General features: G+C 53.6%; 13 protein-coding genes. 5 read left to right on the forward strand and 8 right to left on the reverse strand.

Annotated elements, in window-relative coordinates:
* Positions 1–2: 2 nt before the first annotated feature.
* The 3 genes from gorA to NP596_RS15195 all read left to right on the forward strand — a co-directional run bounded on the left by gorA (position 3) and on the right by NP596_RS15195 (position 2552).
* Complete coding sequence (gorA, locus tag NP596_RS15185) at positions 3–1310, forward strand: glutathione-disulfide reductase (RefSeq protein ID WP_256616230.1); 1308 nt, start codon at positions 3–5, stop codon at positions 1308–1310.
* Positions 1311–1444: 134 nt separating this feature from the next.
* Complete coding sequence (locus NP596_RS15190) at positions 1445–1732, forward strand: encapsulin-associated ferritin-like protein (protein WP_256616231.1); 288 nt, start codon at positions 1445–1447, stop codon at positions 1730–1732.
* Positions 1733–2162: 430 nt separating this feature from the next.
* Positions 2163–2552, forward strand: coding sequence for a hypothetical protein (locus tag NP596_RS15195; RefSeq protein WP_256616232.1), 390 nt, complete (start codon positions 2163–2165; stop codon positions 2550–2552).
* A 268-nt stretch (positions 2553–2820) separates the two neighbouring features.
* Here NP596_RS15195 and NP596_RS15200 read toward each other — a convergent pair whose 3' ends face one another.
* Both NP596_RS15200 and NP596_RS15205 read right to left on the reverse strand, forming a co-directional pair.
* Positions 2821–3726, reverse strand: a complete 906-nt coding sequence (locus NP596_RS15200) for a phosphate/phosphite/phosphonate ABC transporter substrate-binding protein (protein WP_256616233.1) — start codon at positions 3724–3726, stop codon at positions 2821–2823.
* A gap of 44 nt (positions 3727–3770) precedes the next feature.
* Positions 3771–4571 carry an exodeoxyribonuclease III gene (locus NP596_RS15205; RefSeq protein ID WP_256616234.1) on the reverse strand — a complete coding sequence of 267 codons (801 nt, stop codon included), beginning with the start codon at positions 4569–4571 and terminating at the stop codon, positions 3771–3773.
* A gap of 198 nt (positions 4572–4769) precedes the next feature.
* Between NP596_RS15205 and NP596_RS15210 the strand changes: the two genes are divergently transcribed.
* Positions 4770–7367: a bifunctional diguanylate cyclase/phosphodiesterase gene (locus NP596_RS15210; protein ID WP_256616235.1), complete on the forward strand. Its 2598-nt coding sequence runs from the start codon at positions 4770–4772 to the stop codon at positions 7365–7367.
* 118 nt (positions 7368–7485) lie between these two features.
* Positions 7486–7818: an iron-sulfur cluster insertion protein ErpA gene (erpA, locus tag NP596_RS15215; protein ID WP_256616236.1), complete on the forward strand. Its 333-nt coding sequence runs from the start codon at positions 7486–7488 to the stop codon at positions 7816–7818.
* A 43-nt stretch (positions 7819–7861) separates the two neighbouring features.
* Here erpA and NP596_RS15220 read toward each other — a convergent pair whose 3' ends face one another.
* From NP596_RS15220 to NP596_RS15245, 6 genes are all read right to left on the reverse strand, one after another.
* A complete protein-coding gene (locus NP596_RS15220) occupies positions 7862–8641 on the reverse strand; it encodes a hypothetical protein (protein WP_256616237.1) in 780 nt (259 codons plus the stop codon).
* 16 nt (positions 8642–8657) lie between these two features.
* Positions 8658–10514 carry a hypothetical protein gene (locus NP596_RS15225; protein WP_256616238.1) on the reverse strand — a complete coding sequence of 619 codons (1857 nt, stop codon included), beginning with the start codon at positions 10512–10514 and terminating at the stop codon, positions 8658–8660.
* Between the two features lie 3 nt (positions 10515–10517).
* Positions 10518–10964, reverse strand: coding sequence for a putative lipoprotein (locus tag NP596_RS15230; protein WP_256616239.1), 447 nt, complete (start codon positions 10962–10964; stop codon positions 10518–10520).
* 386 nt (positions 10965–11350) lie between these two features.
* Positions 11351–12142 carry a hypothetical protein gene (locus NP596_RS15235; protein ID WP_256616240.1) on the reverse strand — a complete coding sequence of 264 codons (792 nt, stop codon included), beginning with the start codon at positions 12140–12142 and terminating at the stop codon, positions 11351–11353.
* Positions 12129–12398 (reverse strand): hypothetical protein, encoded by a 270-nt coding sequence (locus tag NP596_RS15240; RefSeq protein WP_256616241.1) that lies wholly within the window; start codon positions 12396–12398, stop codon positions 12129–12131. Before NP596_RS15240 ends, NP596_RS15235 begins: the two co-directional genes overlap by 14 nt.
* A gap of 364 nt (positions 12399–12762) precedes the next feature.
* A partial coding sequence (locus tag NP596_RS15245; protein ID WP_256616242.1) for a glycogen debranching protein occupies positions 12763–14604 on the reverse strand: 1842 nt, incomplete at its 5' end.

The following is a 14604-nucleotide window of genomic DNA, read 5'->3' on the forward strand; positions in this document are numbered from 1 at the left end:
GCGTGCGAGCCGCGCGCACGGCGGCCGGTTTGGGCGCGCGGGTGGCGATTGCCGAGCATCAATATATGGGCGGTACTTGCGTCAATGTCGGCTGCGTGCCGAAAAAACTGTTCGTCTACGCCGCGCATTTTCAGGAGGACTTTGCCGCTGCCGCCGGTTTCGGTTGGTCTGTCGAGTTGCCGCGTTTCGACTGGTCGCGGCTATTGGCGCAGAAAAACCGCGAAATCGGCCGTTTGCAAACTGTCTATCAAGGCCTGTTGGACAATAGCGGCGTCACTGTCGTAAACGGACAGGCGAAGCTGCTGGATGCGCATACCGTCGCGGTCGGCGGGCAAAACTTCCGCGCCGAACGGATTTTGCTGGCGACCGGCGGCCGGCCCTGGCTGCCGGATATTCCGGGTAAGGAATTCATTTCCACCTCCGACGATATGTTTGCCCTGCAGCAGTTGCCGGAACGGATTTTGATCGTCGGCGGCGGTTATATCGCGGTGGAATTCGCCGGCATCATGCACGGTTTAGGTGTTCACACCAGCTTGAGTTACCGTGGCGACAAACTGCTGCGCGGTTTCGATCGTGATGTCCGCGCGTTTGTCGCGCAAGAAATGTTAAAAAAAGGCATGGACATACATTTAAACAGCGAAATTACCCGTATCGAAGCCAGCGCCGACGGCTACCTCGCGCATACCGCTGCGGGCCAAACCATCGCCGCCGATTTGGTGCTGTATGCCACCGGCCGGGTGCCGAACACCGCCGACCTGGGGCTGGAAAGCGTGGGTGTGATGCTGGACAAGGACGGCGCAGTCAAGGTTGACGAATATTATCAAACCAATCTGCCTTCGATTTATGCCTTGGGCGACGTGACCAACCGCGTCAATCTAACGCCGGTGGCCACCGCCGAAGCCATGGCCCTGGTCAATCGGCTGTATGCAAACCAGTGGACGCCGGTGGATTACGAGCATATTCCGACGGCGGTGTTCAGCCAGCCCAACGTCGGCACGGTCGGCCTGACCGAGGAAGAAGCCGGAAAGCGCTATCCCAATGACATCGACGTGTATAAATCGGTGTTCACGCCGATGAAGCATACCTTGTCCGGCCTGGGCGAAAAGACTTTGATGAAAATGCTGGTGCAGCGAAGCAGCGACCGGGTCTTGGGCATTCACATGGTCGGGGCCGACGCCGGGGAAATCATTCAGGGCATGGCGGTTGCCATCCGGGCCGGCGCCACCAAAGCGGTGTTCGATTCCACCATCGGCATACATCCGACGGCGGCCGAAGAATTCGTCACCATGCGCAAACCGCTGGCCGCATGAGTGGGCTTCGGTTTTTACGCAACTATTCAGCGCGAAGCACAAAAAATCAAGAGCCGCGCTTTGCCGTTGCCGTTGCTGCCGAACCCCATCCCATTGGGATACAATCCCCAAAACCCACCTAAGGAGATAAAACCATGGCAAACGAAGGTTATCACGAACCCGTAAACGAACTTTCCGACGCGACCCGCGATATGCACAGGGCGATTACGTCGTTAATGGAAGAACTGGAGGCGGTCGATTGGTATAACCAGCGCGTCGACGCCTGCAAAAACCCGGAACTGAAAGCCATTCTGGCGCATAACCGCGACGAGGAAAAAGAGCACGCGGCGATGGTGCTGGAATGGATACGCCGCCAAGACCCGAAATTCGACCACGAGCTGAAGGACTATTTGTTTACCGATAAAACTATTGCCCATGAGTAGGGGCTGTTGCCATTTTGCAGTCATCCCCTTGAATTCAATTATTGTGCCGCATGAAATGGATTCTCAATCAAAAGCAAGTAGCCCGGATGCAGCTTCGCGGAATCCGGGTTGGCTTTGCCGGCGGAACTGTATTAAAAATTGCCGAACGTAGCGTTGAATGCCCGCGCTAGCAAAGTCTATAGAGGTGTGCACTCATATGCGCAACGTAAAGCCTCGGACAGGTACGTCGATGATTTCTCCACTTCCTTACAGAACATTACCGCCGGTTTTCGTGCCGCATATTTAAATTCTAAAATCCCGCAACCCTATAATTTATATAATAGTTTTAATAAATAAACGGCAATTAATTAAATTTATTTTCTTTGCTTTAGTTATCGGATTTAGGCGAGTAGAATCCAAAAGGTGTCAATTAGAGAATAGGAAAATAATAATGAAAAAAATAAATGCAGCGGCAATGTTGTTGGGCTTATCCTTGTTTATGCCCGCCGTTTACGCGGATGTGACTCTGCAATCCAAAGACGAAGTGCAAGGTTCATGGAAGCTGGATCACACCAAAAAAAATGCGGCGAGCGAAGAGATACTGAAACGGGAAGATACCTGGAATTTTAGCGGAGGCAAAGTCACCATTTTGCATATCCCGCGCGAAGGGGTTTTCTACGATCAGCCGCCGGTTAATTACGAAGTGGAAGATGGGAAATTAAAAATCTCCCTTTTAGGCAGACCGGATAAATATGACGTGTATTCCCTGGTGGAAGTAAACGACAAAAATATGACCTTAAAAGGTAAGTTCGGCGATTTGTATTTTTTTAATAAGAAGTAACTATTCAGCGAATGCCGGCCGATGCGGATCAATTGCGTAGGCCGGGTTTACCCTCAAGGGCATAAAAGCCCGGTAGAGCGTAATCCGACTATCGAAGTTATTGAACCGCAATAGGCCGATGCGCTGGGTTACGGCTGACGCCTAACCCAACCTGAATAGATGCACATAAAGTTTAACCTTTGGTTATGGCGGAGCATGGCGTTCCGCCATAACGGTCCAGTTTTTTCTCGGATAATGCCTGCCTGAATGCCGACAAAACCGTTAAGCATCAATGGGTTTTTTTATGTTGATTTTCCTGATGTTGTCGATAAAGGCTTAACATGTTATTCAGAGACTCCGGCGGTATTTGGGTAATGGTTTTAATGTGAAATAATTCCAGAATCTGCTGTCCGGCGACACTGTTGGGCAGCTCTTGCAAATTGCCGCGAATGGCATTTGCTTCCGTTTCCGGGTTATTTTTGAATACCAGTATCAAAGCCATGATGAAATTGGCGCCTGAGTGATGGACTATTTTAATACCCTGTTTTACCGCGGGATTGAGTTCGACGACTAAATCGACAATGTGATTCGGGACCAGACAGGCGTCGCTGGTTTTAAAAAACACATCCAATACGGATTGGGACAGGGTTCTGGTGTCTTTTATGGATTTGAAAAAACGCTCGGGCGATGTATTTGCTTCTCGTTGGATAAGTTGTTGCAAATAAAATCCCATCAGTAAATCATCCGTATACGTAGACAGGCGTTTGCCGGACAGGCTGCGAATATCTCGATAATCGGTGTCATTGTTGACAATTAACACATAGTCTTCTTCAAGATCCTGGCCGCGCTGGGCCGCCCATATTTCATCCGTTATCAATGGACGCAGTTGCTCTATATTTTTTAGATAAAAATAGCTGTTGATCAGGCTGTAATTGAGTTTTCCCGCATTGGCCAAATCCAGCATTTCCCGCACGCTGTTTAACGGTGTAACCGCTAACCGCGTATCGACATTTTTGGTTAATTCCTTGGCCAATATTTGCAGGGCGACGTGTTTATCGGTGTTGTTTAACTCCTTTAAACCGGTCTCGATATAAGCCAGGGTCATGTTTTTTTCCTGCGCGCGCGCGGGGCTGCCGCACAAGCCCAAGCCGAGCAAGCCGCTGAGGAAAATAGGCAAGATACTGTGTTTCGACATCTCAATTTTGGGGTAACTAAAAATAGACGGTTAAAAACGGCCCTTCATTTTTTCGCCGGGGTGCCGGCGAATACCCGCGCGTAATCGACGGTCAACGGTGCATGATCGCTAAAGCGTTGGTCTTTATAAATGCCGCAGGATACCGCGCTGCCGGCCAGTTGAGGGGTTGCCACTTGATAGTCGATGCGCCAGCCCACGTTTTTGTCCCAGGCTTGGCCGCGGTTGCTCCACCAGGTGTAGCAGGCGTCGGTGGCGTCCGGATGCAGTTTTCTATAAACGTCCACCCAGCCTTGTTGGTCCAAAACCTGTCCGAACCAGGCTCTTTCTTCGGGCAGGAAGCCGGAGTTTTTTTGGTTGCCGCGCCAGTTTTTCAAGTCGGCCCGCTGGTGGGCGATGTTCCAGTCGCCGCATACCACCACTTCGCGGCCGCTGGCCATCAAGTCCGCCAGATGCGGATAAAACCGCGCCATGACGCTGAATTTGACGGCTTGGCGGTCCGGCCCGCTGGAACCGGACGGGAGATACAGCGAAACCACCGATAAATTGCCGAACCGCGCTTCCAGATAACGGCCTTCCGCGTCGATGTCGGCATGTCCCAAGCCCTCTATAACCTCATCGGCCGGTTGTTTGCTGTATAGGCCCACCCCGCTGTAGCCTTTCTTTGCCGCGTAGTGAAAGTAGCCGAAGTAACCGTGCGGACGCCGCATTTGCTCGGTCAGATTGGCTTGCTGGGCTTTCAATTCCTGCAGACAGACCAGGTCGGCTTGTTGCTGATCCAGCCATTCGTACAGGCCTTTGCTGGCCGCGGAGCGGATGCCGTTTAGGTTGATGGAGATGATGCGCATGGCGGTTTAGGCTGGAAATAGCAGGTTGCGTGAACTAAAAATAAAAAAGAGGTTGTCGCTCTAACATCTTGAATTGTCGTGTATTTTGTCTGGTCGGTATTGTGGTATTTTATACTGGATAACACGCAGGAAAGTGTCTCTTTTCCTAAAACGGTGCGTAAAAAAGGTTGGGGGATAGCCGGAATGGGTAAGGCAACAGTGAAAAATTTCGATTGCGGCCAGGCGGATGACGGTGCGGACGTCTCCGCGCGGCAAATTAACAGGCTCAAGCGCCTGTACGAATTAAGCCTGCTGATGTCGGGCGATCCGATGGAGGTTTTTAGCTATGCCGCCCGTATGATAGGCGAGCTGCTGGCTGTCAAGGTGGTCTGCCTGTCCGAAATTCAAGGCGAAAACCTGCAATTTATCAGCGTGTATGCGCAAGGGGAAATTTACACCGATGCGGGGTCTTGCCCGCTAGCCGTTACCCCTTGCGCAACCGTCGCCTTATCCAAGGATATTCGGGTGATCCAGAATGTGGCCGCGCAATTTCCGCGGGCCGCGTTTCTACAGGCGCATAACGCCTTTTCGTATTGCGGTTTTCCGGCCTTGGATAATGCGGGTAAGGTCGTGGCGGTGACCTGTCTACTGGATGACAGGCCGCACGATTTTAGCGAACAAGACCTGGAACTGCTGAGAATAGTCGGGCAGCGCATTGGCATGGAGCTGGAACGCAAACGTTTGGACGAACAAAAAGAGGCCACCCTGGCGGCGTTAAAGGCCAGCGAACAGCAAAACCGGCTGATACTCGACAATGCCGGAGACGGCATCATTATTCTGAACGAACAGGGATTGATAGAAAGCTTTAACCGCACCGCTCAGGAGATGTTCGGCTATACGGCTGATACGGTGTTGGGCCGGCCCGCGGAATGCCTGTTTTCCGATGCCGAACAGGTTGATGGGGACCAAGGCTTCCGCTGGCTGCTGAAGCGCGTGCAAAAAGGCGGGGTAATCCGAGCCACCGAGATTTTTGCCTGTTACGCCGATAAATCCGCTTTTCCGGTCGAGTTGTCGATTGCCTGCCTGCCGATGGACAAGCGGCGGATTTATACCTTGATTGTGCGCGACATTACCCTGCGCAAGCATTTTGAACAAAAACTGTCGCAAACCCATACGGTTTTCGAAAATACCTCCGAGGGTATCGTCATCACCGATACCGATAACCGCATCGTGGCCGTCAACAAGGCCTTGTGCGCCATGACCGGTTATACCCAAGCCGAATTGATCGGCCAATTCCCTTCGAAATGGAAATCGGGTTTGCACGATGACGGCTTCTTTAACGATTTATGGCGGGCTTTGCTTGAGAAGGGGCAATGGCAGGGCGAAATCTGGAACCGGCATAAGTCCGGCGAAGTGATTCCCATGCTGGAAAATATCAATGTGGTCAGGGACGGCAAGGGCACTATCAGCAGCTATGTCGCCATCATGACCGATATCACCGGCATCAAGCAATTCGAAGAGCGTCTGTCCCATTTAGCCCATCACGACCCGCTAACCGGCTTGGCCAACCGGATTCTGCTCGAAGAACGCGTGTCGCTTGCCATGCGGCGGGCCGAACAGCAACAACATAGGCTGGCCGTGCTGTTTATCGATCTGGATCGTTTTAAAAACATTAACGATAGTTTCGGGCATTCGGTGGGCGATCGATTGTTGAAGGAGGTGGGAAAGCGCTTGGCTTCGGCAGTGCGCGAAACCGATACCGTTTCCCGGTTGGGCGGGGACGAATTCGTGGTGATTCTCGGCGAACTGGAAAGCCCGGCGTTGGCCCATGGCATTGCCGGTAAACTGTCGAAGATATTGAGCCACGCGATAACGGTAGATGGGCGGGAATTTATCGTGACGCCCAGCATAGGCATTGCCATGTACCCCGAAGACGCCTCCAGTATCGAAGACCTATTCAAACATGCCGACACCGCCATGTACCACGCTAAAAATCAGGGCCGGAATAATTGCCAGTTTTATAGCGCCGGCTTGAGCCGCACGGTCTACGAAAATCTGATGCTGGAAAGTGCATTGCGCAATGCGGAGGAACGCGGCGAACTGAGCTTGCATTATCAACCGCAATTCGATTTGACGACCGGCAGACTGATCGGCGCGGAAGCGCTGGTCCGCTGGTTGCACCCCGAGTTGGGCAGCATCTCGCCGGCGCAATTCATCGCCTTGGCGGAAGAGTCCGGCCAGATTGTCAAGCTGGGCGAATGGGTGGTCAGAAACACCTGCCGGCAAATCAAGCAATGGCTGAATCAGGGCTTAAAACTGGAACGGGTATCCGTTAACGTCTCGGCCTTGCAGATTCAACGCGGTAATTTCGCCGATTCGGTGGGGCAAATTCTGCGCGAAACCGGATTGGCGGCTAACTTCCTGGAACTGGAAGTGACCGAAAGTTTCATCATCGAGGCGGAACAGTCATTTGCGATTTTGGACGCCCTGCGGCAAATGGGGGTGGAACTGGCCATAGACGATTTCGGCACCAGTTATTCCAGCCTGAAATATTTAAAGCGGTTACCCATTCAGCGCTTAAAAATAGACCGGTCTTTTGTGCAGGACATTCCGAACGACCTCAACAGCAACGCCATTGCCCGCGCCGTGATTGCCATGGCCAGAAGCTTGCAGTTGGAAACGGTTGCGGAGGGCATAGAAAATTCGCAACAACGGGATTTTTTAATGGCGGAAGGCTGTCAGTGCGGACAGGGTTATTTTTTCGGAAAGCCGGTGCCCGTTGTCGAATTCACCCAACTTTACCTGGCGGGACTGTAGGCGGGAAAGCGCGGTTAGCGGGATGTTTTGCGGTTAGGCGTAGCCAAGCGAATAATTCTTGATTAAAATAGTAGGTAAAAGCATAATCATTTTTTATCAGTTACTTAGAGAGACTTTTATGGCCGATCCCATTGTATTTACCGACAGTGCCGCAAGCAAGGTTGCGGGTTTGATTCAGGAAGAGGGTAACGACAACCTCAAACTGCGGGTTTATATCACCGGCGGCGGTTGTTCCGGGTTTCAATACGGCTTTACCTTCGATGAAGAAGTCAACGACGACGACACCCAAATCCAAAACGGCGGCGTCACGGTCTTGATCGATTCGATGAGCGTGCAATACCTGAACGGCGCCGAGATCGATTACAAGGAAGATTTAAGCGGCGCCCAGTTCGTGATCCGCAACCCCAACGCCACCACCACCTGCGGCTGCGGTTCCTCCTTTTCGGCTTAAACAACGGATACGCGGGCAAGGGCTGGCGCCCCGGACTGCGCGTTTAGCGCAGCCAATTGATTTCGCGCGCGGTGGTTTCCCCCACCATGCACTCGGTCAGACTGTTCGGCATGCGCATGCGGGTTTCCGATAAGGCGATCCGGCCGGCCATGATTTCCGCCCGCTTTTGCGGATAGAGCGGCGACTGGTCGGGATCGGCGTAACCGATGGGAAATAGCGCGCTGTTGTCCGGCGCGTATTTATCGCCGGCGCCCACGGTATGCAAGACTTCGTGGGCGATGACGATGTTGTTTTGCTGGTCTTGTTCGATGGCCGCGAAGGCCTGCACCAGCGCCACCAAGCCCTTATCCAACCCCAGCGAATGCTGTAAGTGTTTGTCCTTGCCGGCCGTATGATACTGTACGAATACCCGGATTCTGCGAATGTTGGAGTCCGAATCCGGGGTGTTCCGGTACACCCAATAACGGAATTGTATCCCCCACCAGATAATCGCCGCGTAACCGGCATTCGGTAACGGCGCCGGCGGCGGTTGCACGCTCACTGCCGGTCCCAACTTGGTGACGGTCGGCTGTTGGGCGATCAAATCGTAGTCGCGGCTTTGTTCGGCGAAGAAGCTGTCGATGGGGGCGAATACGCTGTCGTCCAGTTCCCGGATATAGTCGTCGACGGCCGGGTTGCCGTGCTCGGCATTGATGGGGTAAATCACCAACTGTAAAGGTTCTGCCCAGGAGCGGGATTTGAGCTTTTGTTGCTGGGCGTAAAAAGCCAGAGCGAGAAACAGCGTCAACAGGATCAGGATACGGATGATTTTGAATACGGGCATATAGGAAACAGCCGGGTTACGGTAACGCCACTGCCGGCGGCCATTGTTCCGGCAACACGAATTTGTAGCTGCCTTTGCGAATGTTGATAAACACCAGTTCAGGCAGACTCATCAATACGCCGCGGGTACCGTTATGTAACGCGGCGCCGGCATCGAGCGGGCTTTGCAGCAAGCCCCACAAGCTCTGGCCAAGCCCGGCCAGCAGATTGAAGGCGCCAAACAGCGGGCGCGGCAACAGGCTGTCGTCGGTAAAAAACAAAAATGCGGTATCGTCCGGATTGTAACGGTACAGCTCGGCGGTCAACACGTTCGACTCGCGTGCAAATACCCAAGGTGCAAATTCCTCGGCATAGCGTTCTGCCAATTGTTGCCGGCGTAACGAGGGCAGCAAGCGGGTCCGGCTGTCCGGATATTGCCGGCGCAGATCGGCAAAAGCCGTGAAGGGAATAATTTGCCAGGCGGGATTCAGCCGGCCGCCCAGGCGTGGTTCGGTTTCCGACCCCAAAGCCAGATCGATATGGCGAAACAGTTCGGTGACGCAATTGCGCGAGAACAGGTCATAAGCATAGTGCCGATGCAGGCGGTCGCCGATGTCCGGCAAGCGGCTTTGTAATGCCGTTAGGCTTTGCCGCAGTTGTTGGGCGGACAGCTGCGGCAAAACCCGGTTAGGCAAGGCCAGCGGTTTTAAGGGCAAGGCTTGTTGGCCTTGATAACGCAGGGTGTGTTGCGACTGACTGGCTTGCCATTCGCGGTAACGGTTGGCGGCGAGTTCCAGATCGGCGTAGCCAAGATCGTCCAGGGTTTGCGCGGCGGTTAATGCCTGCCGCTGCCGGCGCCAGCGGTTTTGGGCCGCCAGAAAGTGTTGTTGCATGGCGGCCGCTTGATTGGCGTAACGGGCGGTATCGATCACGGTGGCATCCGGCGCAAAGTCGTCCAGAAAAACCCACTGGCCGCCGGCAAGGCTTTGCTCTGTCGCCACAAGGCGGGCCAAGGACACAAACAAGGCCTGTCCCCAGTCCGGACGTTTCGAGTTCAACAGGTTTTGCGCGCTGTGCATCAGCTGTAGCCGATAACCTTGTAATGCTGATATTTGCGCCGGGTCGAGGCGGCCGTCCTCGCCGGCCAGCGCATGGCACGCCGTGGCGGATAGCGGTTTGGAGGCCTGTAAAGCCTGCAAAGCCAATAAGCCGTTGAGCTTGTCCAGATACGCTTGCGAGAAGGTGTAGTTCGACTCTCCGTTTAAGTTGGCTAGGTCAGGCGGGGCTAGATGCAGAATGGATTGGGTTTGGTTGTCTATCCGTTGCGCTAAATAACCGGCCCCGTGTTTTTGTTCAAGCTGCCGGCGCAACTGCCCCGTAACGCTGTCGGCCGCCGCTTGCGTTTGACAGGGGCCGCTCTCGGGTGGGGTGTCGTCGAAGTTGCCGGCGGCATAGAACAAGCCGGCGGCCGGCAATTTCAGCGCCGGGTGGGGAAGGGCAGGGGCGGCTGTTTTCAGGCTTAGCAACCATGCCAGCAGCTGCCTATCGTTTTCCAAAGCCTGAAAATGCTTGAACTGTCTGTCCTGATCCCAGAATTGGCGGTTGAAGTAATCCTGCAAAACGGCAAAGCTGTCATCCGATACTTCGATATCGGCAGCCCGCAGATTGCGGTTTTGCAGGTAACGGTAGTCGAAATCGAAGGCGGCGCCATCGTCTTTGGCCAAGCGGATCAGGCCGTCGCTGTACTGATAATGGAAAACCGTATCTTCCAGTTGCAGTGCGACGTGGCCGCCGCTGGCCGTGCCTTCGTTGGCTTCTATGTACAAGTAATGTATGGGTTTGGCGTTGGCGCCGCCCAACCACAGCAACGCCAACAATCCGGCCAGCCGCTTCAAGGCTTATTTCTGGCTATCGTAGCCATCCTGAATCTGCTGCATTTTTTCGCTGTCGCCATCGGCGAAATTTTTCTTGAAGGTTTCATACCCCACGCCGTCGATATGGGCTTTTTTCAAGGCCTTGCCGATGGCTTTATAGGTCAGAGGGTCGGATTCCCAATCGCTGACGCCGTGCTTATCGGCAATCTCGGCCAAGCCTTTTTGGAACTCGTTATAGTCGGTGGTATCGGACGACGACTTCAAATAGGCATAGGTATAATCCACCACATCGGACTGGTACTTTTTGCTGTTCTTGGATGACGATAATGACGAAGGCGAAGAGGCAACATCGGACAGGCTGCCGATGCTGTCGGAACTGGACTCCGAACTGTGCGAGAACGAGCAGGCATTCAAGGCCAGCAGCAAGCATAGCGGGGCGATGGCTGGTAAAAACGCTTTGGAATTAGGCATGGCGGCCTCCCGGGAAAGTGGTCCAGTGAAGTTCATGATAAAGATATTTGCGAATGTTCGGCAAACATTATTCATCCGCCGCGCGCGCAACGGGCCATAACCGCGGCTATTGTTGTTGATGCGGCTGGCAAGTTGCCAGCGCATTACAAGGAGGCAACGGATTAGCCGTTCAGCACGGTATTGAACGTCTCTTTGTCCGGCAGGAAACGGCCAAAAGTCAACAGACGGAACAAAAGCGCCAATGGCGAATGTCTAGCCCAAAGCAGGCGTAGGGTGTGGTGAGTTTACGAACCGCACCAATCGCGACCGATTCGGTTCTCGTTTACCACATCTACGGCCTTACCCAAGGCGGCGGATGACGCTTCGCTTATCCGCCCTTCGGCCCTTCAATTTGCATCCCAGCGGTAAAATGATAAATCACCGGGGAAGAATGGTGGATAGGCGTTAGGGTTCTCAGTTAATGCAATGTCGATGAACTTACGGTCTTCTTCAAATGTGATCGAGAGGTTGCAGTCAGTTCTATTTATCCCAAGTTGGGCTCGACGCTTTTCATCGCATAGGGAATTTGCACGAAAGGACATGGTTCGTATAAGAAAACCGTAAATCTCTTCATTACGGTTCCATCTAAATTTGGATTTTTCACGAATCTCAATTGCATTCTGACTGTTTAAAACGGCATCTTTCAGCTCAGCGTCAGCCATCACAAAATTGATTAGATCGTCTTTCTTGACCTTGGGAAGTTCTACCCCAAGGGATAATAAGACACCCTTAATGTCAGAAACGCGAAGCCGATGAAGAACTCCAACATCATCAATATCGCGATCCGGTACTCTCCTGAGCCACCTTGCGGGATATTCCCCCAATTCATCAAAGCGGCATTGCCACCTTTCGAGTTCCCCCCAACTCCATTGCCGATCCTTAAAAAATTGCTCATAGACAAGATTATAGTACCCCGCTTGGTTTAGATGGCCGCCTTCGCAGCCGGAAATTATTTTGTGAATCTTCATCTTTTCCGCTTTGGACAGGCCATCAACATCTTTCATTGTCTCAAAAAATATCTTGTCGAACGCAGGGCGCAATTCTGGAGGAGCCTTTACCGCAAAAAGCATGGGATATTGCCTTTTCGCCTTCTCTTCCTTGATAGGGTTCTTCCGTTTGAAAAAATCAAAAAGACTCATAAGGCTGCTCTACGGCATCTAGTGCAGACTGAACCTTCTTCGCGTCTTCCTTGTTTGTTAAGGACATTGCCCACACGGACACACCATTTCCCTCGCTAAAATCGTTATATGTCTCCAATGCGGAAACAGCCTGAGACCACTCAGCTTTACAACCGCAGCTTCGGAGCGCAGCTTCCACCGCTGCTCGCTGAGAATCAGCTACGAGAAGCACCTTTTCACTAATCACAAGCCGTTGTCCAGAAATCTCACAAATCATTTTTAGTCTCCTTGTTTTTAAGCCCGCGTAGCTCCGATTAGCGGTAGCGTAATCGGAGGAATGTTGACTTCGAAATGTGCGATTACGCAAGTTGCTAATCGCACCTACATTTTGACAGGCAGCTTATTTGCCTTTTCCGGTCACCGCAACTTAAATCTCATCTGTCAGAAACGGGTCGATTTCGACAATTAGCCGCTCCCAAAAGCCTTCGTTCACTTCCGGCGTAATCGTATCGGCATCGGTGGCCCCAATTCTTCGGAACAGGTGGCTGATTTGGAGCGGAATGGGCAGGGGCGGGGTCGGAAGGGTGGCCGTTACGTGGAGTAAACGCAACGGCTACCCGTCGATTTCCGGGCAGCCTGACTTATTCGTTCAAATCGAAGATTTTCATATGCGCCAGTTTGCTGAAAAAGCCCGGCGATGCGTCGTTCAGCAAGCGGTTTTCGATGTTTTCGAACACCACCACCGAGCGGCTGTCCACGTTGTAAACCGGTTTTTTAAGCGGTTTTTGCAGTTCCGACGGAATGATGTCGTGGGGGGCTTTCAGGGAGGTGTCGACCGCCAGACACCAGGTTCTGTCGGCTATGTTGGGCAAGTGCAGGCTGTGCTTGTCGTCCGACATGTTCATCACCACATGCAAGTCGGCATCCTCCGCATCGAGACCGGCCAGGGTATACGCCAGAAAGCGGTTTTCGGAATTGTTCCACTCGGGCGGCTGGTCCGGCGTTAAGCCATGCCAAGTGATGTCGGCGATGCCTCTGTGTTCCAGCATGGCGCCGGTAAGGAAATTACGGCGCATCAGCGAGGCGTGGCGTTTGCGCAGCTGGATCATTTGCTGCACGAAACGCAGGATGTCGGCATTTTGCCTGCTGTCCGCCCAATTCAGCCAGCTGAGTTCGTTGTCCTGGCAATAACAGTTGTTGTTGCCTTGCTGGCTGTGCAGAAATTCGTCGCCGGCCAGCAGCATCGGCACGCCATGGCTCAGCAATAAAATGGCGAAGGCGTTTTTGGCCTGCTTATGCCTTAAGGCTTTAATCGCGGTATTGGACGTGGGGCCTTCGGCGCCGCAGTTGTAGCTCAGATTGTTATTGCAGCCGTCACGGTTGCTTTCGCCGTTGGCGGCATTGTGTTTGTGGTTGTAGCTAAACAGGTCGTTCAGCGTAAAGCCGTCGTGGCAGGTGATGAAATTGATGCCGCTGATGGGCAGGCGGCCCTGGTGTTGATACAAATCGCTGCTGCCGCAAATACGGGTGGCCACTTCGTTGGCGACGCCCGGGTCGCCGCGCAAAAATCGGCGGATGGTGTCCCGGTACATGCCGTTCCATTCGCCCCAGCGGTAGCCCGGAAAGCTGCCGACTTGGTACAGGCCCGAGGCGTCCCAGGCTTCGGCGATCAGCTTGGCCTTGGCCAGTTTTTGGGACAGTTCTATGCCCCATACCACCGGCGGATCCTGCATGACCTGGCCGTCTTCCCCGCGCGCCAGCGCGCTGGCCAGATCGAAGCGGAAACCGTCGACGTGCATTTCCCGCACCCAATATTCCAGGCAGCTGATGATGAAATTGCTGACCAAGGGATGGTTGGCGTTGACGGTGTTGCCGCAGCCGGTGTAGTCGTGAAAAATGCGTTTATCGAACTTGTCGGTCAAATAAAAGCTGTTGCCGGTGATGCCCTTAAAGTTGATGACCGGGCCTTCGGCGCCGGCTTCCGAGGTATGGTTGAACACCACGTCCATGATGACGCCGATGCCGGCCTTGTGCATGGCCTTGACCAAATCGCGGAATTCGCGGATATGGCTGGCCTGTTGCGGCGTGACGCAGTAGCCGGGGTGAGGGCTGAAGAAGCTGTGGGTGCTGTAACCCCAGTAGTTGTGCAGATTCAGCTCCGCGGTATGCGGCGGTACGTCTTGTTCGTCGAAGGCCATGACCGGCAACAGTTCGACATGGGTGATGCCCAGTTGCTGTAAATAGGGGATTTTTTCGATCAAACCGGCAAACGTGCCCGGGTGTTTGACCTTGGCGGACGGGTGGCGGGTAAAGCCGCCCACGTGCAATTCGTAAATAATGGCTTTTTCGCTGCGGATGGCCAGGGGCGTGTCGTCTTCCCAGTCGTATGCGCTTTCGTCCACCACCGCCGCGCGCATGGAGCAAGACGTGTTGTCGCCGGGCAGACAGGCGGCGGCGCGGCGCCAGAGGTCGTTGCTGACGGC

Origin of the sequence: Methylomonas rivi (assembly GCF_024505165.1) — a bacterium.
Taxonomy (GTDB): Bacteria; Pseudomonadota; Gammaproteobacteria; order Methylococcales; family Methylomonadaceae; genus Methylomonas; species Methylomonas rivi.